This is a genomic window from Paenibacillus sp. sgz302191 (genome assembly GCF_057749925.1).
In genome coordinates this window covers 135,998-159,572 of record NZ_JBYLHY010000001.1, presented here as the reverse complement: position 1 = coordinate 159,572, position 23,575 = coordinate 135,998, and the positions used below count along the sequence as shown (strand labels likewise).

Genomic DNA, 23,575 nt, shown 5'->3' with positions numbered 1-23,575 from the left:
TTATCACGCCGGACAAGACACCTTTATGTATGGATCCCCGCGAGATGGATGAACGGGCGCAACGAAGTTTCGGTTAATTCCTTTTTATCGGGGAATTCTACCAATCGCGACGCTTCGAGTCGAATCGCTCGCCCCTTGGCCACTTCAACACACGGCTCCCCGTCCAGGCCTAGCTGTCTCCAAACTTGGCTTGAGATGGTTGGAATAATGGGGGCTCCTAATAGCGGTAAGCCAAGAAGCCATTCGCGTCGGTCCATGCTTCCGTCTTGCATCCAGTTATCCAGAATCACAGTTGCTGCTTTTAAATCAAATTTGCCGGGAAAAAGTGATTCGGATTGCTCGGCCACTGCATTCGCAATCCGGTCGCTATACATAAATGATTCAGAATGACGGACAGTTTCAAGCGCAGCATCGAGACGGTGAACGCACCACTGTCGGAATAACATTACCGAATCGATAAAATCGGTAATTTTAATATCGGCCGCGCCAGTATCGAGCGAAGTATGCGACAAAAAATATCGAATTTCATCGGAAGAAATCTCCGTTTCAGGATCAAGAATTTCCTTAATCCAAATACCGTGGCGTTTACTCGTCGAACATTTCTCCCCTTCAAGAAAGAGCATTCCATTTACAAGCGTATAATCGAAAGGTTTATACAAACCTTCTGTTCCTTGGGAAATCACGTGCGGGGCGATAAGGCCCGGAGTAGAGTTATCGTTACCGAAAACGCCGATCGTAGTCACGTTGCTATTGGACATGAACGGGTTTACCTCCGTTCCTTCGAGCAATTTGTAAACTTCCCCGCAGTATACACTGTATAAATAATACGGATTGGACAGAACGAAACCTTCGGGAACTAAATTGCTGCGAATTCCCCATGTTCCGGGGCCGGTTAGTCTGATACGCCCCTTCCTGAGGGAAAGATAACGTTCGGCGGCTTGCATCCAAATCGGTCGAACGCCGGAACGCTTCAGCGATTCAATGATATTTGTTTGCTCATTTGGCGTTACGAACCAACTTTCTATCGTTCTCCATTCCAATGTACTATTGTCTAACCTAGATCTTGGTTGAACGATCTCTTCAGGTTGGAAGTGTGCGCCACAGTACACGCATGAACTTCCTCCACAAGGCTTGTTGCAATAAGGACAACTCCCTGCAATCCATGTCCCGATGATCGCGTCTCCCGTTTCTGCCGAGTATGGCACTCGTTCGCTTACGAGAGTGGCATTGCCCGTGTTCTGCAATGTAAGAAGCGTCTTCTCGTGCGTGTCCAAATAGCCGGCAAAGTGCGACTCCGCGCGAGGATCGATCCAAGTATCTAACCGAATATTCAAGAGCTTAAGATCTTGCTGAATTCCTTTATGATATAGATCACAAACCGTATCCGGATCTTTCCCGTCTCGAAGGGTTTCAGCCAGCACCCAATTTTCGAAAACGTCGCTTCCGGTAATGACCCGCACGCTATACCCTTGCAATCGAAGTGAACGAGCAAGGGTATCCGCACGTAAATACGTTCCCGCTCCATGACCAATATGCAGCCGCCCGTTTGGGGTCGGCTGCATGGGGACAATTAATACGTTACGATTCACTTATTTCCCCTCCTGTCTTTCACATAATTTAACTCTAGCAAGTTTGTATATGAAAGGACTCACTTATTTTCTTTATGACCAGATCAAGATCTTGCTGAACGGATATCTGAGCAAACACTAATCCGCATATGGCAGAAGAATCTATTAAACCGGTTACCACATCACCCGGTTTTACTTTCATGTCGACCTCGATTAATCCGGGTACGGATGCAAAGTCTTCCGGCGTACTGATTGATGCTATAGTCCCCAATTGGGTCGGCAGCAGCAGTTCGGCAATTTGCTTTCCGGCATATCGAAGATCGTTTGACTCCCACGTGTACTTCTCGCCGAGAGAAGCAGCGATATGTGCCGCCCATGAGTCAAATCCGCTATGGAGCTGAAGCATTCTACGAATTCCGGCGCCGCCGGGACGACATGCAATTTCCCCGGCAAATACCCCATCTGCCGCTTTGAGTACTTCAAAATGTGTCACTCCGTCCGTCAACCCCACCGCAGCAACTGCACGTGCATGCATGTCTTGGAGAAAAGAAAACATCGGATCACTGCTCTCAATCGTGTAGGAACCGTGAATTTCGGAAGCGTAATCAAGAACCGGTCGAACATAACGCGATATTTGGACGTATACTACGCAGCCATCCTCAACATATCCATCGCAATGATACTCTTCCTCAAGCTGCAAAAAACGTTCAACGATTACAGGAAACCTCTTAGCTGAAGTCGATGAGGGAGCATGTAGCCGATTGAGATACTCTTGTCCGGATGAAGATAACAGCTCTTCTTCTGTTGCAAAAACGAACGTCTGATCGGCTCCTCCCCCGATTACCGGTTTAACTATAATCGGCCAACCAATCTTCTTGCCGGCTTCGGCCACACCACTAGGAGTGCTTGCAAGGAAGTAATCCGCCGTAGGCAATCCGGCCGCAGCAAATCGGCGCTTCATTGTATATTTGTTCGTACAGTTGAGAACCGTTTCAAATGATGGTCCTGCCAACCCAAGATAAGTTCGCATATATGCTCCGGCGGGCGCTGCACGTTCAGAAAGAGAAACTACGGCAGAATATTGAGAACACTCCCTCTGCTTCATGAGAGCTTCCATGGTTCCGGAGGGGTTGTTTAGATCCTCTACAACAACAACATCAATACCCGAAGGGTACATATCAACAAAGCGCCCTTCCGTCACGAATGTCACTTGTAGGTCCGGTCGAGCAAGAAGTACCTCCGATTGGACTTTATTACTGGTGTTAGTAACCAAAATCGATTTCATTGGACATCACCTCATAATTTTCTTAGTTGCTCGTTCTGACTCCATCAACAATCTCAAGTACCGATAATAAAGATGTAATTCGATCACCGTCCCATTGATTCCCGTCGTTCCTGTCCAGCAATATTGGATGCATCCCTGCCCGAGCAGCTCCTTCAAGCTCTTTATCGTGCCCATCGCCTATATACAAGCAATGGGCATTTTCTACTCCGAGCCGGTTGGCTGCATACGAGAAAATTTTAACATCAGGCTTCATAATCCCGATTTCAGCGGACAATACCACTTGATGAAGTAACGGGGCCAACTTCGAATCGGCTAATAATTCTTTGACATCACTGCTGCAGTTGGACACAACAGCCGTTTTTACGCCCTGCGAACGCAATGTGCTTAGAACCGTGAACGCGTCGACATCCGGTGTTTGAAACGATAAACCGTGGACTTGTTTTCGTACGCGAATGGCCTCCATGATCTTATCTTTACTCCACTTTGCCCCCATTTGTTCATTGAGCCAATGAAGATACTCGAGCAGATCCCCCGTCTCGCGCCGATTTCGGGTTTCCTCCCAATTTTTGCTGAATACATCGGGAGCGATGCCAAGAACTCGCGAAGTCTCTAAGAAAGCATAGGTTTTAATTGGTTCGGGGAGCGGAATTAAGGTTTTCCATAAGTCAAACACAACGGCATGAATACGTCTGTTTTGCATATTAGCCCCCTAATCGTCAATTCTTAACCGGAGCTTGAATCGTGGATTTCTCCAATCCGAATTATCGACAACCACATCAGCATTTTCGTAAGGACGATATTTATTTATATAGCAACGTTGAGCCGGAAAGTATTTACTGTCATACTTCCGAAGAACTTCCTCTCCCTGTACCGGTACATCCCGTAACCGTGCCCTCTTCATTACGACATCCTCAGGGATGTCCAGGTATACAAAAAAATCAATATACGATCTGGTTTCCGGACGGAAGAGGAATACCCCTTCCAAGAGTACGATGGTATCAGGGGACACCGAGTACTTACATTGCAACGTCCATGTATCCGTGGGGAGATCCAAATGGATTAAAGTCGTTTCCAACCTTCCTAACCTACGGATTGGATCTAACACTTCTTGAGCCAAACGTTTAAAGTCAATACTGTTTCTAAAATATTGTTCCGGTTCCGATAAAGTGGGGTTGTAACGAACGGACTTTTCATTATGGAAATTGTCTACGTGTACAACTTGTACTTTATGTCCCTTCCCCAATACCTCCGCCAGTTCTTTCACTAGTTGAGTTTTCCCAGCTGTATCAACGCCCGTAATTCCAACAATCAATGGTTTCCCAGGCATCCGATTCTTACGAATGATATCACTCAGCTCTCCAAGGAATCTCCTTCGGCTGTCGGTAATCACCCAAGACTCCCCCCGTCATGAATGGCTAGCTCTAAACGATTGGCCAATCGACTGTACAATCCGTTGCCGTATGCGGCATTGTCGCGACGGTTGCGGGGCGTGGGTTCAACTCTCAACACAGATAGGTTGCCAAACTTCCTTTGTCCAATTACGGCTGCCCCCTCTTCATCGGCTTCCAGCCGTTTGACTGAATCCGTAGAACGTACCAATTCGTTTGAAACATAAATATCAGGTGCCGTACCATGATAACCAAGCGCTTGAACAATGATCCCAGCTCCGTCCAGTACGTCGGATGCATCGCTTAATTTATTAATTTGCTGGATTCTTGCCCCCGGAATATTGTCGTTCCACAAATCGCAATACAGTTCCTTCGACCCGTGACGTAATCCGGAGTCCCTGAAGACGATTCCGGTAACTGGACATACATCACTGGACGAATTAAAAAGGTATTCGCGCCCTGACACCTGTTCTTTGATCGCTTCTTCCACGGATTGGTACATAAGTCGAGCTAAACTCCGTTGCAGGACAACAATCGGAGGGCGGCGATACTCCTTGTGCTCATTTTCCAGCTTCATGGCGAGATCTAGTAACACCCGTGTCGCAGACATTGCGCTGTGAGAACTTCCCGCAATAACAATCGGTTCGTCGCGCAGACGCAGCAGTACCTTACTTAGGTTCTCTTGATATGCAGCGCTAATCACTATGCTTGAGGACCAAACTTTATGACGCCACGTTTCTAGTTCTGCATGGGGCCGCTCCATTCTACCCGTCGCCAATAGCACATGCGAGGCTTCAAGTATTTCCCCACTGTCTGTGTGTAATCTTACGGGGCCATCGAGCTGATCCATTTCGATTTTTTTCACAAGCGTCCCTAGTCGAACAGCGGGTGAACCTCCTAAGCTATCGTTAATCACTCGTCCGATCTCATGAAGTGCAGCAGCCAACACATCCGTATTGACGGGTTTCGTAGCTTGAGCAACAGACCTGACTTGTAAATTATCGGAGAGTACTTTAAAGGGTCCCCGGTAACTTAATTCTTTAAAAAGGCTTGCGCCAATTGAAGAAGTTGTAACCATATAATTACCGAATGCACCTGGTCCAAGGGAGCGCTCCTTCTCTACTATAGAAATACGGTAATTCAATAATTCTGGGGCGGATGCGAGAAATGTCGATGTCCGAAATCCCCCTCCAACGATGGCTAGATCGAAATTTGGAATTGTCGAATTCATATTCTTCTCCTTTTCGGCTACTAAGTGCCCAGAACCTCGTATAAGCAGCTTTCAAACCGATCGCACAACTCTTCCGCTTCTTGCATGGTAATTGTTAACGGCGGGCGAATTTTCAATACGTTTCCGAAACCATACCTAGACGTTCTCATGATTAATCCATGATGAAAAGCTTTTTTCTTAAGGTAATTTGTAAGCTTCTCATCAGGAATGCCATCGTCGCCGACGATTTCGATCCCGATCATGAGCCCGACACCACGAACATCGCCAATAGCGGAATATCTCTCTTTTAACCTCATGAGGCGTCCCATAATATATTCACCGGTCTTGGTGACGTTCCGGAGGAACTCGGCATTATCGATAATTTCTAAAGTTTTTAGCGCAGCAGTCGCCGATATCAAGTTTGAACCATAAGTGAAGGAATGATGGTGTCCTTCCATTGTAGAGTACTCTGGTTTCGAGATAATCGCGGCTACCTGAAAGCCTGTCCCGCCAAGACCTTTCGCTACAGTAATAATATCCGGGACTACACCATAGTATTGGGCTGCAAACATATACCCCGTTCTCCCGATTCCCGTTTGAATCTCGTCAAAGATTAAAGTAATTCCTCTTTCATCGCACAGCTTGCGCAACGCTGGGAAATATTCCGGCGGCGGTGTAATATTGTCTCCATTCCCTAAAATCGGTTCAACGATGATGGAAGATACCTGCCCTGAACTCGCATAATCAATAAAGTCATTAATTCTCTCAACGCACAACATTCCACAAGTTTCCGGTCTTTGGTTATAAAAGCAACGATAACAATAGGCCGGCGGAACATGTACGATACCGGGTTGACCCAGCCTAAAAGGCTCTTTCCGGAATGAGTTCCCAGATGCATACATGGTATAAATGGTTTGCCCTACATGAGAGCGAAACAAGGAGATCACATCTGTTTTTCCAGAATAGTGTTGAGCCATCTTGATCGCGCCCTCATTGGCGGTGGACCCTCCCGACACCTTTAAATGTACCTTCGTCAATCCCTCCGGACTAACATCGATTAATTTTTTTACTAACTCACCGACAGGTTTCGTCATGTAACTGGATGTCACATGAATCAACTTATCAGCCTGATTCTTTACCGCTTCAATGACTTCAGGGTGGCTGTACCCGAGGCTTAAGTTAAATGTCGCGGACGCGCAGTCGATATACGATTTACCGTTATTGTCCGTTAAATAAATTCCACGACCTTCCACCATAATTACATCATCGGTTGGAGTAAAGAAATACTCGTTTAACTCCAACAAACCATTCTCTGCCGCTTCTCCGTTAGATTCCAACAGTTCCATTGTATGGGTATCCATTATTGGTTTCCTCCCTTTGCATGAATTGGATATGGTGCCGCTCGCTCACAAAGCACACCTCCTTCCGCTAATGAGAGCAAGATTCGATTTTATAATTAGTTTTCTTTGGCTGCTGCAGCATAGAGGAATTTTACCGCCTCCTCAATGTCCGGTTCTTTCAGTTGCATATCCTTAATTTCGTAACTGCTCGAGATAATCGAGATCGCCTGGGCAACCGACAATTCATTTTTACTGAACAAGAAACTTTTCCTTAATCCCTCATCTTGGAGCAGCTTTAGTCTATCGTCGTTCAACTTATTGCGTTGATCGTCCAGGTCGACCGTAAGCACATGGCCCGGGTTAAAATTATTCTTGAATCCGGTGACAGTCCCGTCGAATATGACTTCGCCTTTATTGATCGTAATGATTCGGTTGCATACTTCTTCGATATCCTTCATATCGTGTGTGGTTAGAATAACCGTCGTTTTCTTTGTTTTGTTGATTTGCCTAATAAAGGTTCTAATTTTAGCCTTAACAGCTACATCCAAACCGATCGTAGGTTCATCTAAATAAAGTACTTTGGGTTCGTGCAATAAGGCCACCGCTAGCTCGGCACGCATTCTTTGACCAAGACTCAATTGTCGCACCGGCGTTCTTAAGAATTCTTCCATCTCCAGTAAATCCACATAATACGCAATATTGTTCCGGAACACTTTCGGATTGATTTTGTATATTTTCGCAAACAGATCGAATGTTTCTTCCATTGGGAGATTCCAGTATAATTGCGATCGTTGGCCAAAAACGACCCCGATGTTCATTGCGTTTTCCTTCCGGTTCTGGTGCGGCTCCTTGCCATTGACTTTGACCAAACCCGAAGTAGGAACGAGAATTCCAGCAAGCATTTTAATCGTAGTCGATTTTCCCGCACCGTTTGCTCCGATATATCCAACCAGCTCGCCCTCTTGGATATTAAAGCTAATATTGTTTACAGCCTTCTTCACTTCATAATTCCTGGATATGATAGATCTTATGGATGAAACAAACCCCTTATCACGTTTGAATACTCTGAATTCCCTTGTCACATTGCTGACTTCTATCATGATTTTCCCCCTAAGAACCTGTACTTTTATAATGATTGACCCCAATAAACCAAAATTTATAAGCCAGCACGAAACATACAATCCCTACTATAGGTGATAAATATTGGATGTATGGATTAAAAAAAAGATAATCGCCTTTAGAAATAAAGTATTGCGCCGGATAAAAATTAATAAATGCGTAAGGCAGGATAAAGGTTAGAATCACCTGAACTGTCTTGTTGTAAATGGTGATAGGATAGCGAATAAAATTCTTTAATTGAAAGAAAAGAACTTCTCGCAAACCTTGCGTCTCGACAATCCAAAACGATGGCACCGAAGTTACAATTAACCCGGCTCCTTGAATCAAAGCACCGCTCAAAATAACAACGGTTAAGAAGAGTAAATCTCCTCCCGTTAATGTACGCTCCATATTATTGAAACAGATGATGATCACACCGACGGAGAGTATAAAGTGACTAACATATGCACTATTGAACTCCCGACACACCAGATATACGAAACTATTCAGCGGCTTTGTTAACACTTCATCGAACGAACCGTTTTTTACCATATTGCTTAACTGGGTTGTAGGATTGAAGAAGAAAAAACCGGCTAGCGAGTATGAACATAAATTTAAGGAAAACAATAACAAAACTTCGTATGCCCCCCAACCATTGATGGATTGGAATTTGTCGACCAAGATCCAAATGATCAGAAATTCCGCCCCATATGATGCAAATTGGGCAAGTCCCCCCATAATAAATGCCTTTCGGTATTCGGCTACCCCCATTACCCTTAATTTAATGTATTCAAGATATAAATGGGCATAATGCATATGTCATCCCCCGTGAATTACCAATTTTTTTTGCACCTTGAACCACACATATTTCTCGATGAGAGTAGTGACCGCTATCACCCCCAATTGCATAAGAAGAATGGTAAACGTTTGATGTATCCCGTACTTCCCTAAAAAAATCGATATTGGTTCAAAAAAAATGAACCGAAATGGCAGCACCTGGCAAATGTTGAATAACCACTCCGGATAAAACCACAACGGCACAATCGATCCTGAGAACAACTCGAACAAAGCGCCTATAAAAAATGGAATGTACCAAGAAGTTTCAAGCCAAAAAGCAAACAGGCCAAAGATGTAATGAATATGAAATGCTATAACTATCCCTAACATGAGGCTGACTAGGAACAATATCGTATTCTCGATAATCCCGGATAGAGAAATATCAAAAAATAACCACGTAACCACTATAGCCGGTACTGTAACGAAAACTGTCTGGAAAACATTCGTCCCCAAATCCTCAGAGAATAAGTATCTCTTGAAGTTAACAGGTTTCATTAAATCCAGTATTATGCTACCGTTCTCGACTCTCTCCGCTATTTTCTTCCCTGCGCCCGATCTCGTTAATGTTACAACGATTGCTGCAATAATGATGTAACTAACCATTTCACCAAAGTTTATATTGTTTATATTTTCCTTATCGTCATACAATGCAGTCCATACGTTAATTTGAATTACCATTAGCAAAATGCTTGCGAAAATTGTGATGTAAAAATTAAAACGAAAAGCATACCGTTCTTGAAAAGCCTTCTTGAAAAATTCAATATACAGTGCCATCTCAATACCTCACTCTATAAATTTCAAAACCGAGTTTTAACTTTCCCCAATCCAGTTAAAACCCAAATGACAGCGGTATCATAAATAATCATTATTCACTCTTGAAGTATTACCATCATTTGGAAACGCTTTAATTGTATTAAAAATGGTTATCAATTAAAACCCACAATACTATAGAATTATCCCTAAAAATTATATATTCTTACTTAAATGAAATCGCATTTAAATCCATGTAAATCAAATATTGACATTTCATTCAGGGTAATTGTATTGTAAAACGTAATAAATCCATTTAAATAAGGAGTCAACAACTAAGCACTTTTACGAATTTCATAAATAGATAGGAGGAGAATTAACATGTTAGAATTTGGGCGTAAGTTCCTTGCAAAGAAAGAACATGTCTTACTTTTGGACATCATTTGTAATGTTCGGAACGAGGCTTTTTTTAAAAAAGCGGATCCTTTCAGCGGAATTGATTGGGCGCTTCTTTTACAAGAATCTAAGGACCAGAAGGTATTCCCGCTAGTTTACAATCTTGTGTGCCAAGTAGCTCCTGAAGAGTGGCAGGTAGAATACAGTAAACATCAAGAGGAGATAGACATTTATCTTAAAGAGTTATCTTTGATCACGCAAGTGGCTAAAGCAGAGAACTTAACAATAGTGCTCCAGAAAGGGTTTGCAGTATCGAAGTTGGTTTATAATGATCTATACGCTAGGCAGGTTGGAGATTTAGATTTCATTATTCGTGAAACCGATGTTGAAAAAGCAGACGCACTCTTAAGAAATTTAGGTTATCTGCCTGCATGCGGACTGAAAAATTACTGGGAAATAGTTGACGATAACGACTACCGCTATTTACCTTTTCCTTTATTAAAGGACGATAACCATCACGAATTTTACGGTTATTTTAAGAACATCTCTTCAGGTAATCTGACGAAAACACTTGAAGTTGAATTAGGAAGGTATCTCCACAAAACCGTGCGTTCCCCTCATATCATGAGTTTTATTGAAAGCTCTCGAAACATAGTTCTTGATAATTTTGAGTGTGCAACCTTTGATCTGGAACATACTTTTCTTGGCCTTTGTGAAAATCTCTACGACGATGCCGAAGAGTGGTATTCCGATAAACCGTCTTTAAAAAATTGCGTCGACGTGTTCTTGTTTATAGAGAAGTATCCTCAACTCGACTGGGAACATGTTAAACAATCGGCAATCCATTACGACATGTTTGTTGAAGTTCAAACTATATTAAAATACCTGTCTGCCATCTTTGAAAGCAAAACACTTGCTCAGGTTGCCGGCTTATTTTCGGATGAATTTGCCTCCGCCAAGAGATATAGAATTGATTGGCTAACCGACTTCAAAACGAGACTTTTCCTCGATTACAATTCACGAGTGAAAGAACTTGTTTCTATAACGCGGAGCCGCTGTTTCAGCACTAAGAACATAAACTTTACCGATCCGTATCGAGTAAAATACGGACAATTTGGTTCGCCATCGCCTGTACCCAACAATAAGAACTATGATTTAAGCTACAATATTGCACACGCTTCAGATCAGTTAATTTTTAAAATCCGTATCGGAGAAGATTTGTATTCTCAACTCGACAATCATGAAGTTGCATTATTCTTAGTAGATAATGATGCTAACAACAATGAGCAATTAGTTAAATATTATGTTGCATTTAAAAGCATTGACGGGATCTTAGCCGTCCAGGAAGACAGCGGGATGTCCATCAGGGTATTTCATAAAACGAACGAAGTCGAAGTAGCTTTTCCGTTCCACATGTTGCCAACTGAGGTTTGCAGTAACGGGACACGTATGGTTGGCTACGGCATTGCTATTAAACATGAGATTCTCGATTCTGTATATCATTGGGTCACATTAAATCCGTACGAAAAAGAGTTTTGGAATCATCCTCCGATCCTCGAAATCGTTTAAAAGGCATATATCCATGGTACCGCGCTAAACCATACGTGGACAGCGAAAAACCTGGACAAATCAAGACTTTGATTTATCCAGGCTGCTTCATTTAGTCAGTCGCGATTTTGATAAACGGCCTCGGCATTTCTGCGCGAGCACGGCCCTTGGTTTTTATACGACATATTGAACTGCCTCGCCGCTTTCCCCAGTGAATTCAATAATTGTCCTATAGGTCTTCAGATCGATCGAAAGCCGGCAATTTTGATTATCCTTTTCCCAGGCAAGCCGAATTTCGTTTATCGCCGAGGGTAAAACGGTGAATTGTCCATTGAAAGCAGCATATTCGTTTCTAAATCTAATGAGTTTAATCAGTCTTTGAACTACATCTTTTTGAAGAGACTGCTCGATTTCCTCCAGGCTGAAGTTATGGCGGTTGATTTCCCTGCCTTCACCGGTTCTTTTTACACTCTCCAAATCGTTTTCTCCCGCCAGCAGGCCGACATAGTAGACTTGGGGGATTCCCGGCACGAAAAATTGAATGGCTCTTGCCGCTAAATAGGCGTCGTCGTTACAACCGAGCACAGAATAATAAGAGCATCTGATTTGATGGACATCGAAGCCGTCCGCGGCCTTATGTTTTTCCGATACGATGAGACTAAGATTCGAGCCTCTTTCCACGCACAGTTCAACCAATTTTCTAGCTTCTTTCGTATCGATCAAATCGTCCAGGTCAGGCTTAACAGGTATACCATCATGACAATCCAGCATAGTAAACTGCTTCTCAGGCCGAGTCTTCAGATAGCTGTAAAGATGCACATTTGATTTATTGATCAAAGCATCAAGCACGGTGTACGGCAGTATAAAATCGTAAATCCAGCAGCCATGTTCTGCAAGCTTGTACTGAATGGAATAATGTGCGTGAACCTCAGGCAGCAATTCGATTTCCATCGATTTCGCAACATCCATAATCCAATCCAGGAATTCGTAGATGTCCGGCTCGACAAAAAAACAGCTTGTTCCCAGTTTCTTTATGATGTATCCGACTGCATCCAAACGTACGATCTTGACATTCTGCTGCTTGAAATTATTAAAAATATCGCTCAGCAATTGCTTTACTTGATCCGAACGGATATCCAGATCAATCTGTTCGGATGGATCCTGCTTGCCGAACGTCGTCCATACCTTCTCTTCCTCGCCGGATTCTTCAATAGTAAAAGTCGAATAAGGAACCGGTCTGCGCAGAAACAGGCCGGCAATGTCTTCTTGAACCGGCTTGCCGTCCGCCCATATTTTATCCAAAGTTAGAAAGAAGTCGGCATATGCCGATTGACGACCCTTTTTGAGGAAATCCCGGAAATATTCGGACTGCCTCGAAATATGGTTGACCATCACATCGACCAATATATCAAAGTGTTCTCCAATAGCTCTAATATCATCCCATGTGCCGAAGCTCGGTTCAATTTCCAGATAGGTAAGCGGGGCAAATCCTCTGTCTCCGGAAGATGGGAAAGGAGGCAAAATATGAACGCCCCCCTTAAATACATCGGAAAAATGTTGAAAGAGCACCTGTTTCAGCGCATTTAGATCGCCCCCCAAAGAATCGGGATACGTGATTAGCTGCACTTGGTTTTTTACTGGCATACAATAGTCCCCTATAATCCGTATTTTTCTTTGATAACCTCGAGATGCGGTAAATCCACGATGGCTCCGGTATACTCCAATTTATAGGCACTGACGGCAAATCCCAGGAAAAGAGCTTGTTTCAACGGATAACCTTTGACGAGCGCCGCATAAAATCCTGACCAGAATGCATCGCCAGCTCCCGTAGTATCCACAACCTGAGTAGCCAAAGAGTCGAATGCAATCGTCTCTTTTCCGTTAGAAACGATGGCGCCTTCCTTCCCTAATGTCAAAATAACCAGCTTAGCACCCAGCTCTAAGAAATGTTCGAGATAACGCTCAGGAGACGCTTTCCCAAACAATCTCTCTGCATCATCCTCCGAAGGCTTGACAATATCAACTTTACCGATCATTGATTTTACATAGTCGATTCCATTCTCGCCCTTTTGCCATATCATCGGATGATAGTTAGGGTCGAAACCGATCAAAATACCGTGCTTTCTTACCGTATCCATCACGCTTTCGATCGTATAACGGGACGGCACTCTCGATAAGGGCCAACAGGAGAAGTGGACGATTTTGGAGTTGATCACGATATCCTCCAGCCCTGATGTATAAGCTAATTGATAATCCGCACCTCGATAAAATATCGGAATCGGCGTAGATACACTCTTAGTTAAGACGACCATACTCGTTGAATCATCGACCCGCTGGATCAGATCCGTATCGATATCCGCTTGCTGCAGCTGTTTAACGAGAAACCTGCCCAATCCGTCATCTCCGACTGCAGAAGCTACAAGCGGGCGGATTCCCAATTTTTTCACATTCAATGCTATATTGGAAGGAGAGCCTCCAAACAACTTGCGGTACGTGTCACATTCATCGCTATCGTCATATTCCGTTGTCATCATATCGATAAGAAGCTCGCCAACAGTCAAAATATCATGCTTTTTATCTCTTAACGGTATGCTATCCCCGAATTCAAACACATCTGTCATCCCCTGTACTTTATTCCATCGCCCATAAAAAAGCTTTTTCGATATATTCATTCCAAAAATCCCAGGTATGCCCCCCAGGACTTTCGATATACGTGTTCTCAACCTGTGCCAAAACTAAAAAATCTCGAAATTGCCGATTGACGTCCAACAAAAAATCTTCGGAACCGCAAGCCATATAGATCTCCGGAACCGCCGCTCCTTTCCCCTTCAAGCTTAGGACCAAGGCTTCCGGATCTTTATCGCTCCCTTGAAGCTGATCCAAGTCACCGAATACCCTCGTAAAATATTTATAATCCGCCACACCGTCGGTATAATCGCTGCCCACGCCGGCAATCTTGTAAGTAATGAGGGCTGAAGACAAGGCGATGATCCGGCTAAAATGCTCGGCATATTTGAAGCCGTTTCGAATGGCTCCATAACCCCCCATCGATAAACCACCGATGAAGGTATCTTCTCTTCGATGGGATATCGGGAACATTTCGCGGGTGTAAGCAACCAGTTCATTTCCGACGTATTCCCCGTACAATGCTCCTTTGTCGACATCATCCACATAAAAATGGTTTTCCCCGGCCGGCATAAAAACCGCGATACGGTGCTCGTCGGATAACTCCCGTATTCTTGTGAAGCTGATCCAATCCGTATAGCTGCCTGTGTATCCGTTCAATAGATACAAGGTTCTCATCGGTTTCTTTTCCGATTTGGCTTGCCCGGGGAATTCGATCATGTCCAACGGGATCAGTGCATTGAACGTGACTTCTCTCCGTAAAGCTTTGGAATAATAATTCACTTGCAGCATTGCCATCGTTCTATTCTCCTTTTTTGAAATTACAAGTACACGAACGGCTCCTTCGCATCGACGAACGAAACCGGTATGCCGTTCACCAAAGGCTTCAGCCATTCGGCCATATATTTCATGCCCCATTCCTCGCTGCGTTCATGGCCTACGACGATCATCGCTTTGTTCAGTCCGAGCATACGGGCATCATTGACATAAGCGCAAAGTGTCCATTCCACGATTTCGCCGCATACGATCACATCCAGGTTCTTATCGCGCATTAGTTCCATCGGCATTTGTTCCCGGCCCAGACCTAAGCTGCCTCCGCCTACCAAAATTCCCGCCCTGGAACACCTCATCCCGGGATCGCCTACGATTTGTATGACATTCATGCCCAATTTTTCTTTAAAGAAGCCGGCCAGTTCCGCCAAAGTGACCTCTTCGAACCGGTATGCATGGGGTGAATCCTTGTCCAACAAATGGTCTTCCCAGCCGATCTCCTTGAGAAGCCCGTCGTAAATTCGGTCTGTCTTTGCCATGTGCATGTAATCATGGTACCGCCAGACAGCAATCCGGTGATCCTCCAATAATGCTCGTTTGGCCTGATAGACAGGATCGTCCTGCAGCCAGACCGTTTCGTCAATTCCGGTATAGAAGGTAGGTTCGTGTGTGATAATCATATTGGCTCCGCAAGCAATCGCCTGATGAATCACATCGACAGTTGCCATAAACGTCGTTACAATACCCGTTACTTCCATATCGGGACTGCCGCTAACCAATCTATCGCCCGTGTTCTCCAGCCTGAAGGTGCCGCAAGAATCCGTCAAAACCGCTTCGATGACTTGCCCAACATTCATTTCATGACCTTCTTTCAATGGTGAAGTGTTATCCTTTTACAGCGCCGACAACGACGCCCTTCGTCAAATATTTTTGCAGGAATGGCAGTATGACCAAGATCGGCAAAATTCCGATAATGCCCATGGCCATCCGTACCGCCGTGGTCGGAAGATCGGCTGCGCCGGCCCCCAGCATGCTGCTTGCCTGGCTGGATTTTAAGAATTGGATGTTATTCATCAGACGGATCAACAAATTTTGAATCCCGTAATATTGCGGTTTGGTAACAAAGTAAAGCGCATTAATCCAATCGTTCCAGTAGGCAAGTCCCGTAAACAACCCGACCGTTGCCATAACCGGAACCGAAAGCGGCAGCATAATGCTGTAGAACGTTCTTATTTCGCTGGCTCCGTCGATTTGGGCCGATTCGATAAGCGCGGCAGGCACATTATGCTTATAGAAATTTCTTACCAGCAGAACGTTAAATCCGTTCATCAGCAAATTCGGTATAATCAGTGCGGCTAACGTATCTTTGATCGAAAAAACTTTAGTCCACATCATATAAGAAGGTACGATACCGCCATTAAACAGCAAGGTGAAAAATACGATAAATGCAAGGGCATTATGATATTTGAAGTCCTTCCTTGACATCGGGTACGCAAGCATTGCCGTGATCGCGAGGCTGACGACGGTTCCGATGACAGTCACACAAATGGAAACCCCATACGCCCTCACAAAGGTCGACATATTGCCGAATAAATATACGTACGCTTCCATGCTCATTTTAGCCGGAAAATAGCTGTATCCGTCTCTAATCAGCGTCTTTTCGTCGGTAAACGATGCCACCAGCATCAAGATAAAAGGCAGAAAAGCGCATACGGTGATCAAGGTCATGGCTGCTGCGGAGAATATGGCAAATGCCCGTTCTCCTCTGGATTGCAAGCTCGTCATTATACATTTCCTCCTAGAAAAGCGCGTTGTCGGAATTTATTCTCCTCACAATGGCATTTGCCAGGATAACAAGAATAAAGCCTACGAGTGACTGATATAGACCGGCCGCCGCCGACATGCCGATATCGTTAACCTGCATGAGAGCCCGATATACATAGGTATCGATGGTTTGCGTCGTACTGTACAAGGCTCCCGCATTCAACGGCACTTGATAAAAGAGTCCGAAATCGGAATTGAATATGCGGCCGACCGACATTAATCCAAGTATGATTATGGTTGGCGTCAGCAATGGAAGAGTGATCATGCTTATTTGCTTGAGTTTGCCTGCGCCGTCAATCTTGGCCGCTTCATAAATGCTTCTATCGATTCCCGCGATAAAACCGAAGTAGACGATAGAACCGTATCCCGCCGTTTTCCATAGCTGGATGATAACCAGGATGTAAGGCCAGTATTTAGGCTCCGAATACCAGTTTACGGCCGATATGCCGAGCGGCTGCAGTATCGAATGGTTCATAAACCCGCTATCGGCGTTCAAGTAAGCAAATACAAGAAAAGATACGATTACCATAGATACCAGGTTAGGAAGAACTAGGCCTGATTGAAAAAACTTTGAGTAAACCTTGTTTAACAGCTCCGACATCAGAATTGCGATAAATATGGAAGCGATCGTACCCAGAATAATAAACGCAACATTGTAAAGAAGTGTGTTCCTGGTCATCATCCACGCATCGGAGGTCCGGAATAAAAACTCGAAGTTTTTGAGCCCTACCCAATCGCTTCCGAATATTCCTTTTGTAAAATCCATTTCCTTAAAGGCGATAAATACCCCGAACATCGGAATGTAATTGTTGATCAGCAAGTATAACAAACCGGGAGCCGCAATCAGCAGCAGCGGCACAGTATTGCTGGCTTTCTTCCTGTTTTTCTTTACCGGCTTTTCCATATTACTTCACCTTTTGCTCAGCAAGCCATTTGTCCAATTGCTCCTGCTTCTTCTGAACGATGGTTTGCGCTCCGGCATCATTAAGTGCTTTCACAAACTTGGGCAGGGTCGTTTCCGGATCCAATGCCCCGCAAATCAATCCGGGAATGTATTGGTTGACCACATTATTTACCGCGCTCAGCTCGGTTTTTACGGAAGACGGATCGAAGATGAATCCGAAGTACGGCGACCTCTTCGTTTCTTTGTTCTCTTTAAGTTTAAGATCGATATCCTTCCAATCCGTACCTTCAAGTTGATATTGGAGCGATTCGGAGCCGAGAATGCCGGAGGATAGTTGGGCGGTATAAGGTACGGTTGCCGCATCTTTTCCATCCGGATATTTCACATGATGATCGTCCACTTTTACATAATCCCGGCCTTCGATTCCATAAAGCATCGTATTTAACAGGTCCTCATCCGTAAAAGTCAAGTTCAAGAGCTTCATGGCAGCCTCAGGCACTTTCGTCGTGCTTGACATCATCCACACAACAAAGTCAACAGCTTGCGTATCGAAATAAAAAGGAGCAATTCGTTTCATGGCGACATTCTTGCCGGTCTGCGCGCTTAATGCTTTACCGGCTTCCATGCCGCTATAACCGCCCAGAGTGGAGAAGCCGCGTCCTGACGAAACTAAATCGGCATAATTGGTCGAGGTCGTAGCCGCATCTTTTTGCAAATAACCTTTATTGTACCAATCCCTCATCATGGCAACGCCGGTTTTAAACGCATCCGTTTCATAAAGATTGACCACTTTGCCGCTATTTCCGACAACGACGCCAACCCCGGACTCATCGGTTAGAAGATCGATATCATTCATTCCTCTTAACAGTCTGACCAGATTGGTATCGCTTGGATTTACATTAATGGGAGCAAAAGGAACGACATCGGGATGCTTTTTCATAACAGCGTCGAATATTTTCGGCAAATCGCCTACTGACTTGATATCGTCCGCTGTAAAACCGGTCTCTTTCAGCAGATCGGCGTTATATACAAAGTTCAGCGGGACCGACATCCCTTTATTGGCCGGAATTCCATACATATGCCCGTTCATCGTTGTCGCTTTCAGCAATCCTTCGCCGAAGTCTTTGTCCAGAATTGCCTTTGTTTCCTGGCCGTATTTATTGATTAAATCGTCCAGAGGGTAGAGCTGCTTTTTGGCGGCATACGTAGGGAATTGGCCCGGGCTGGTGAATAAATCCAACTGCTCTCCGCTTTGAAGCGCCAAATTTACTTTTTGTGCGTAGTCTGCCGGTCCGTACACTTTAAAGTCTACTTGCACATGAATCTTCTTGGTTGTAATTTTGTTGATCGCGTCGTTAATACTGCTCATATCGTCGGGAATTTTATTAAATGACGGCAGGGCTATAACAACCTTGTCAACCTTGCCGCTGCTCCCATCCGCCGGCGTGCCGGTGGATTCGGAGGATTGGCCGGTTCCGCCGGAGCATGCAGTCAACACGGTACCGAGAAGCGCTACAGACATCGCTGATGCTAAGATACTTTTTGTCTTTATCATATTTTGCAGCCTCCAGAAGTAATTTGTGAATACGATTACAGTTTAATCCTTATCCGTAGGTTTATCTTTCAAAAATCAGCGCTGTTTTTGCGAAAATCAGTGGTTTCACAAAAAGAAGAAGACCCTTTCGGCCTTCTTTGCATTACGGTTTATACTTGGTTCTAAAAGCATTCGGAGTTTCGCCGGTTATTTTTTTGAAAACCGTGGAGAAATAAGAGATACTGTCAAAACCAATTTCGACGGCAATCGTTCCGATGCTCTCGCCGCCTTGAATAAGCCGTTCTTTTGCAACAAGGATACGATACTCATTCAGGTATTCTTTGATCGATAATCCTGTCTCGGCTTTAAAAATTTTCGCGAGATAATCGGGCGACAAAAAGACGCTTGCCGCGACATCCTCGCGATTCAGCTCCTGATGATAATGATTGTGTATAAAAGCTTTCGCCTTCTCCACAACACTTTCGGACTGTTTCACTTCTCTTATATAATCGATTGTTTTATTCGTTGCGAATGCAGCCCATTTCATCATGTCCATGACACTATGTTCGGATTTCTGCAGCAATATTCCGGAGACGTTATCGGAAAACAGCTTATGCGCAAGTATTTTATTTTTATACAATAGTGAGTATACAAGCTGCATAAAATCCTGTTTGATGGAATGCAGGATGCCGGCATCAAGCTTATTACCCTCCGCCAACATTTCGAGATCTTTTTTTAGCTTGTTGACGATTTGTACCTTTTCGCCTTCGATAAATAATTGCTCAAATACGTTCACATCCAGCGTATAAGACTCATTCGTTTCATAGTCGAAGCGGTCTTCCTGGTAATGGACATCGCCTTTATAAATGATGTTATTTCTGTCCAAGACCTCCAATGCGGCTCTCGTTGCATGCAAGAAGTCAATCGATACTTTCTTGCTGATATAACAGGTCGCTGTGCAATGAAAATATTCCCGGCAATATCGGATTTGCCTGCGGCATCTCGCAGCAATCTCTTCCGGCGCACTGCTTCCGCTAATGATTGTCGCCATATAGTAACGGTCCTCTTGCTGATAATTGATCACTTGGCTAACATGCAAATTGTCCAGCATCGTTTCCGAGGTCAGATTGGCGAACGCATAGATGAAGGTGCTTTCATCCCAGCTTTCCTCAATATCCGATTTGCCGATGCTCGTCAGCACCAGAAAGTAACCGTATTCCAATTCCGGAGACAGGTCTCTCTTCCGAATTTCACCTTGAATCAAATCCAAGCGGGGGGAAATTTGGGCAAAAACAACATCCCTCCAAAAGCTTTGCTCGACAATTGATTTATTTTTTAGCCAACTGGCACCGAATTGGCTGTATTCTTGCAGCCGATTCTTCGCCCTCAGCGTGTTTACAGTTTTGGCGAGAGCCGATTCGACCTTGTTTTTGTCAAAAGGCTTGATTAAGTAAGCATCCGTATTGTAGGCAATTGCCGTCGATGCGAATTCAAAACTTTCATGACAAGTGAAGAAAATAAAGGCACAGTCATGACGGCTCTCCCTTACCCATTTAATCATGTCAAGTCCCGAACCCTTTGGCATTTCGATATCGCAAATAATGATATCCGGTTTATTGGCTTCAATGAGAACTTTGGCATCCGTAATATTATGCGCAGCAAATATGGCAGCAATTCCAAATGAACTCCAATCAATAAAGTCGCGCATGACCTCTACGGTCGGAATATCATCATCAATCAAAAGACACTTCAATGTTTTCCCTCCTGGACCTGAACCGCGGATGCCTGAGAAGGAAGCCATATTTCCACCCTCGCTCCCGACGGTTCGTTATTGGAAAGTTTTAATAATCCATCCCTTTTATACAGCAAACGCAGCGTTCTTTTAATATTGGAAATGCCGATTCTCTGCCCCGTATCATTGTCGCTCGTACCGGCGGCATTCACTTCATCTATGATCTCCACAGGAAACCCTTCCCCGTTATCTTCTATCGTAATTTTAATAAAATCCTCTTGGTGATAAGAATATGTTTCCACTTTAATAAATATCGACAAAATATCCCCGTAAACTAACGCATGCTTAAACGTATTCTCAATAAAGGTTTGTATAAGAAATTGCGGCAGCACACGCTGCTCCAAGTTTGGTTCGATATCGATCATGTGAAAGATGTGATTGGGAACCTTGATCTCTTGCATGCGAATGTAATTGGTCACGTGATCGATTTCTTCCCTTATGGTTACGTTCACCAAGCCTCCTTTGAACATATATCTTAAATAGTCCGACAAATAGTCGATCAGCCTGCGAATTTCTTCGCTTTTATTTTGATACGTAAGGCTGGAAACGGTCGTGATGACATTCAAGAAAAAATGGGGTTTTATTTGCATTTGAAGATACTTGAGCTCGGCTTTGTTCCGTTCCAGCTTCTCTTCATATGAATGGATCTTTAACTGCTTTATTTCTTGGATCATCGATGTGAACGAATGAAACAATTTGGCGAACTCGACGGACGTTTGATGCAGCGGCAGCCGGTAATCCCAGTTCCCCTTTTCCAGTTCCTTCGTTGCTTTGACAAGTTCAAGAACGGGCTTAATAATCTCGCGCGAAAGTGAAAATAATACAGCGGGAACAATAACTAAGGCAACAACCCCAAGAGAAACAATCACCCATTGGATAAAATCCAAACCGGACAATACGCTCTTGCGTTCTATCATATTCGAAAGCTTTCCGATCTCCGGCACATCCTCTGAAATGACGAAATATTTGCCGTCAAGCTTGTACGAAGTTTCACGGACATCCGGCAGCGAGCTCACATGAGAAAGGAATGGATCGGATAAGGCAAGCATGCTTCCGTTTTTATCGGTTAATACATAATGGTTTTGGGAATCTGAAGTCTTTCTCACGACATTCATGAGAGAGTCGGCTTTTACCGCCGCGCCGATCATAATGCCCGATACCTTGAAGCTGATGATTTCATAACTGATTCCGTTCAGCTGAACCGGGGACCACTCTCTCCCGATCGCCGTATTTCCCGCGAAGGTTTCACTTTTTAAGTAATCGGATACAGTTTGATTTTCATTGGAAAGTATGCTTTTACCGAACTGCACCAAAAAGAGGCGCTCACTAGGCTCCAAAATAAATAAAGCATCGATGCTTTCGTTATTTGACACTTTCGAGACCAATATATTTTTTAATCGCAAGGCGTCGAAGTATTTGCCGCTCTCATCTTTTTTCGAGTAGAGCATGACGTCGTCTATATGATTTTCGAACACTTCGTTTACATCTTTGGAAACGCTGTCCAAGCGATTTTGGATATTGTTCATGTGAATCCCCATCGTATATTTGGAGCTGTTCACTATATTCGTTTCCACTACATTGAAGGAATATATGTTGCTGATGATCAGAACCGCTACAAGTATCGCCAATATCAACGTAATTTGGAGTGAAAATTTGTAAACTAACGAAATCGGCTTTGTCCTCTTAAACATGGCAACCTTCCTTTTTAAAAGAACATTTTCAATTCTACAAATAAGTGAAGAGAGGCTTAAGCCTCCCTCCGCCAATAAAACTTAACGTTTAAAAGCTCTTGCCAGAGCATTCACATATCCGTGCCGGGCGCGTTGACTGATTTCCGCCTCCGGAACGACGTGCTCAAAGGCATGATAACACCCTGGATAAAGCTGAAATTCCACGTCGACGCCGGCTTGGGCAAGCCGCGTGACATACTCGATCGTCTCGTCGCGAAACGAATCAAGCTGGCCTACGCAAGTATACGCCGGAGGAAGACCGGCCAGGTTCGTCGCGCGGCTCGGCGCCGCATACGGGGAAATATCGCCATCGGCATGCTCGCCAAGATACATCTTCCAAGCCACCTGATTGTTAGCTCTGTTCCAAACAGCAGGATCTGTAATCTCGTAGCTGGAAGGCGTTATATTCCGATCGTCGATCATCGGGTATAACGGCATTTGGAAACAGATCGAAGGTCCTCCTTCATCACGGGCCAGCAGGGCCAATGCAGCGGTCAGCCCTCCGCCCGCGCTTCCTCCGCCAATCGCAATCCGCGACAAATCGATATTGAGCTCAGCCGCGGCGTTCGTCATCCACGTCAAAGCAGCGTAGCAGTCTTCAATCGCTGCCGGAAACGGGTGTTCGGGAGCAAGCCGATAATCAGGGGAAACGACAACACAGTTGGCGGTTGTTGCGAAGCATTCGCAGAGACTTTGTTCACCGTTAGGGTGGCCTAGCACATATCCTCCGCCATGAATCCATAGTAAAGCGGGCAGCTTCGTCCCATCTCTCTGGACGGGTTCGAAAATTTTGATCAGCATCTCTTGCCCGGCTGCGCCGGAAATCATACGGTCGGCGATTCGAACAAATTCGGACTTCAATGATTGCGGCAATGGGCTTTGCCTTACCTCCGCCAAATCATCGGGAAGCTGAAAATGAGGGAGTGACGTTAAAGACTGCCTGATTTCCGGCAGCACTTTGCTTTTGAAATCCAT

At 44.5% G+C, this 23,575-nt stretch carries 20 protein-coding genes; 1 reads left to right on the top strand and 19 read right to left on the bottom strand.

What is annotated here, in order from left to right; all coding sequences use genetic code 11:
* Positions 1 to 23: 23 nt before the first annotated feature.
* From AC3G2T_RS00665 to AC3G2T_RS00625, 9 genes are all read right to left on the bottom strand, one after another.
* Complete coding sequence (locus tag AC3G2T_RS00665; RefSeq protein WP_488434169.1) at positions 24 to 1,589, bottom strand: class I tRNA ligase family protein; 1,566 nt, start codon at positions 1,587 to 1,589, stop codon at positions 24 to 26.
* 34 nt (positions 1,590 to 1,623) lie between these two features.
* Positions 1,624 to 2,853: an ATP-grasp domain-containing protein gene (locus AC3G2T_RS00660; protein ID WP_488434168.1), complete on the bottom strand. Its 1,230-nt coding sequence runs from the start codon at positions 2,851 to 2,853 to the stop codon at positions 1,624 to 1,626.
* A gap of 22 nt (positions 2,854 to 2,875) precedes the next feature.
* Positions 2,876 to 3,553: an HAD family hydrolase gene (locus AC3G2T_RS00655; protein ID WP_488434167.1), complete on the bottom strand. Its 678-nt coding sequence runs from the start codon at positions 3,551 to 3,553 to the stop codon at positions 2,876 to 2,878.
* Between the two features lie 9 nt (positions 3,554 to 3,562).
* Positions 3,563 to 4,243: a nucleoside/nucleotide kinase family protein gene (locus AC3G2T_RS00650; protein ID WP_474682105.1), complete on the bottom strand. Its 681-nt coding sequence runs from the start codon at positions 4,241 to 4,243 to the stop codon at positions 3,563 to 3,565.
* Positions 4,240 to 5,472 (bottom strand): FAD/NAD(P)-binding protein, encoded by a 1,233-nt coding sequence (locus AC3G2T_RS00645; RefSeq protein ID WP_488434166.1) that lies wholly within the window; start codon positions 5,470 to 5,472, stop codon positions 4,240 to 4,242. Before AC3G2T_RS00645 ends, AC3G2T_RS00650 begins: the two co-directional genes overlap by 4 nt.
* Before the next feature lie 20 nt (positions 5,473 to 5,492).
* Positions 5,493 to 6,707: an aspartate aminotransferase family protein gene (locus AC3G2T_RS00640; RefSeq protein WP_474682273.1), complete on the bottom strand. Its 1,215-nt coding sequence runs from the start codon at positions 6,705 to 6,707 to the stop codon at positions 5,493 to 5,495.
* 200 nt (positions 6,708 to 6,907) lie between these two features.
* Positions 6,908 to 7,891: an ABC transporter ATP-binding protein gene (locus AC3G2T_RS00635; RefSeq protein WP_474682103.1), complete on the bottom strand. Its 984-nt coding sequence runs from the start codon at positions 7,889 to 7,891 to the stop codon at positions 6,908 to 6,910.
* A gap of 10 nt (positions 7,892 to 7,901) precedes the next feature.
* Positions 7,902 to 8,705 carry an ABC transporter permease gene (locus AC3G2T_RS00630; RefSeq protein WP_488434165.1) on the bottom strand — a complete coding sequence of 268 codons (804 nt, stop codon included), beginning with the start codon at positions 8,703 to 8,705 and terminating at the stop codon, positions 7,902 to 7,904.
* 3 nt (positions 8,706 to 8,708) lie between these two features.
* A complete protein-coding gene (locus AC3G2T_RS00625) occupies positions 8,709 to 9,500 on the bottom strand; it encodes an ABC transporter permease (RefSeq protein WP_488434164.1) in 792 nt (263 codons plus the stop codon).
* Between the two features lie 357 nt (positions 9,501 to 9,857).
* Between AC3G2T_RS00625 and AC3G2T_RS00620 the strand changes: the two genes are divergently transcribed.
* Complete coding sequence (locus AC3G2T_RS00620; protein WP_488434163.1) at positions 9,858 to 11,441, top strand: nucleotidyltransferase family protein; 1,584 nt, start codon at positions 9,858 to 9,860, stop codon at positions 11,439 to 11,441.
* Between the two features lie 153 nt (positions 11,442 to 11,594).
* Here AC3G2T_RS00620 and gtfA read toward each other — a convergent pair whose 3' ends face one another.
* From gtfA to AC3G2T_RS00570, 10 genes are all read right to left on the bottom strand, one after another.
* Positions 11,595 to 13,064 carry a sucrose phosphorylase gene (gene gtfA / locus AC3G2T_RS00615; protein WP_488434162.1) on the bottom strand — a complete coding sequence of 490 codons (1,470 nt, stop codon included), beginning with the start codon at positions 13,062 to 13,064 and terminating at the stop codon, positions 11,595 to 11,597.
* 11 nt (positions 13,065 to 13,075) lie between these two features.
* Positions 13,076 to 14,032: a carbohydrate kinase family protein gene (locus AC3G2T_RS00610; protein ID WP_474682272.1), complete on the bottom strand. Its 957-nt coding sequence runs from the start codon at positions 14,030 to 14,032 to the stop codon at positions 13,076 to 13,078.
* 19 nt (positions 14,033 to 14,051) lie between these two features.
* Positions 14,052 to 14,843, bottom strand: coding sequence for an alpha/beta hydrolase (locus AC3G2T_RS00605; RefSeq protein ID WP_488434161.1), 792 nt, complete (start codon positions 14,841 to 14,843; stop codon positions 14,052 to 14,054).
* Positions 14,844 to 14,866: 23 nt separating this feature from the next.
* The gene (locus tag AC3G2T_RS00600; RefSeq protein WP_488434160.1) at positions 14,867 to 15,673 is read right to left on the bottom strand and encodes a Nif3-like dinuclear metal center hexameric protein; all 807 of its coding nucleotides are present in this window, start codon (positions 15,671 to 15,673) and stop codon (positions 14,867 to 14,869) included.
* Between the two features lie 28 nt (positions 15,674 to 15,701).
* On the bottom strand, positions 15,702 to 16,601 hold the full coding sequence (locus tag AC3G2T_RS00595; protein ID WP_474682096.1) for a carbohydrate ABC transporter permease: 900 nt from the start codon (positions 16,599 to 16,601) through the stop codon (positions 15,702 to 15,704).
* A 13-nt stretch (positions 16,602 to 16,614) separates the two neighbouring features.
* Entirely contained in the window at positions 16,615 to 17,544 is a 930-nt protein-coding gene (locus AC3G2T_RS00590; protein ID WP_488434159.1) for an ABC transporter permease, read from the bottom strand.
* Between the two features lies 1 nt (position 17,545).
* On the bottom strand, positions 17,546 to 19,099 hold the full coding sequence (locus AC3G2T_RS00585) for an ABC transporter substrate-binding protein (protein WP_488434158.1): 1,554 nt from the start codon (positions 19,097 to 19,099) through the stop codon (positions 17,546 to 17,548).
* A 142-nt stretch (positions 19,100 to 19,241) separates the two neighbouring features.
* Positions 19,242 to 20,831: a response regulator transcription factor gene (locus AC3G2T_RS00580; RefSeq protein WP_488434157.1), complete on the bottom strand. Its 1,590-nt coding sequence runs from the start codon at positions 20,829 to 20,831 to the stop codon at positions 19,242 to 19,244.
* A complete protein-coding gene (locus AC3G2T_RS00575; RefSeq protein ID WP_488434156.1) occupies positions 20,828 to 22,561 on the bottom strand; it encodes a sensor histidine kinase in 1,734 nt (577 codons plus the stop codon). The genes AC3G2T_RS00580 and AC3G2T_RS00575 overlap by 4 nt, the downstream gene beginning before the upstream one ends.
* An 81-nt stretch (positions 22,562 to 22,642) precedes the next feature.
* Positions 22,643 to 23,575: an alpha/beta hydrolase gene (locus AC3G2T_RS00570; RefSeq protein ID WP_488434155.1), complete on the bottom strand. Its 933-nt coding sequence runs from the start codon at positions 23,573 to 23,575 to the stop codon at positions 22,643 to 22,645.

What these genes read in the sequence shown, in the direction of transcription:
- AC3G2T_RS00570 (WP_488434155.1), bottom strand. Translation starts at nt 23,575, where the DNA reads ATGGATTTCAAAAGCAAAGTGCTGCCGGAAATCAGGCAGTCTTTAACG.
- AC3G2T_RS00630 (WP_488434165.1), bottom strand. Translation starts at nt 8,705, where the DNA reads ATGCATTATGCCCATTTATATCTTGAATACATTAAATTAAGGGTAATG.
- AC3G2T_RS00600 (WP_488434160.1), bottom strand. Translation starts at nt 15,673, where the DNA reads ATGAATGTTGGGCAAGTCATCGAAGCGGTTTTGACGGATTCTTGCGGC.
- AC3G2T_RS00585 (WP_488434158.1), bottom strand. Translation starts at nt 19,099, where the DNA reads ATGATAAAGACAAAAAGTATCTTAGCATCAGCGATGTCTGTAGCGCTT.
- AC3G2T_RS00575 (WP_488434156.1), bottom strand. Translation starts at nt 22,561, where the DNA reads ATGTTTAAGAGGACAAAGCCGATTTCGTTAGTTTACAAATTTTCACTC.
- AC3G2T_RS00620 (WP_488434163.1), top strand. Translation starts at nt 9,858, where the DNA reads ATGTTAGAATTTGGGCGTAAGTTCCTTGCAAAGAAAGAACATGTCTTA.
- AC3G2T_RS00640 (WP_474682273.1), bottom strand. Translation starts at nt 6,707, where the DNA reads ATGGTGGAAGGTCGTGGAATTTATTTAACGGACAATAACGGTAAATCG.
- AC3G2T_RS00645 (WP_488434166.1), bottom strand. Translation starts at nt 5,472, where the DNA reads ATGAATTCGACAATTCCAAATTTCGATCTAGCCATCGTTGGAGGGGGA.
- AC3G2T_RS00605 (WP_488434161.1), bottom strand. Translation starts at nt 14,843, where the DNA reads ATGGCAATGCTGCAAGTGAATTATTATTCCAAAGCTTTACGGAGAGAA.
- AC3G2T_RS00655 (WP_488434167.1), bottom strand. Translation starts at nt 3,553, where the DNA reads ATGCAAAACAGACGTATTCATGCCGTTGTGTTTGACTTATGGAAAACC.
- AC3G2T_RS00595 (WP_474682096.1), bottom strand. Translation starts at nt 16,601, where the DNA reads ATGACGAGCTTGCAATCCAGAGGAGAACGGGCATTTGCCATATTCTCC.
- AC3G2T_RS00635 (WP_474682103.1), bottom strand. Translation starts at nt 7,891, where the DNA reads ATGATAGAAGTCAGCAATGTGACAAGGGAATTCAGAGTATTCAAACGT.
- AC3G2T_RS00625 (WP_488434164.1), bottom strand. Translation starts at nt 9,500, where the DNA reads ATGGCACTGTATATTGAATTTTTCAAGAAGGCTTTTCAAGAACGGTAT.
- AC3G2T_RS00660 (WP_488434168.1), bottom strand. Translation starts at nt 2,853, where the DNA reads ATGAAATCGATTTTGGTTACTAACACCAGTAATAAAGTCCAATCGGAG.
- AC3G2T_RS00590 (WP_488434159.1), bottom strand. Translation starts at nt 17,544, where the DNA reads ATGGAAAAGCCGGTAAAGAAAAACAGGAAGAAAGCCAGCAATACTGTG.
- gtfA (WP_488434162.1), bottom strand. Translation starts at nt 13,064, where the DNA reads ATGCCAGTAAAAAACCAAGTGCAGCTAATCACGTATCCCGATTCTTTG.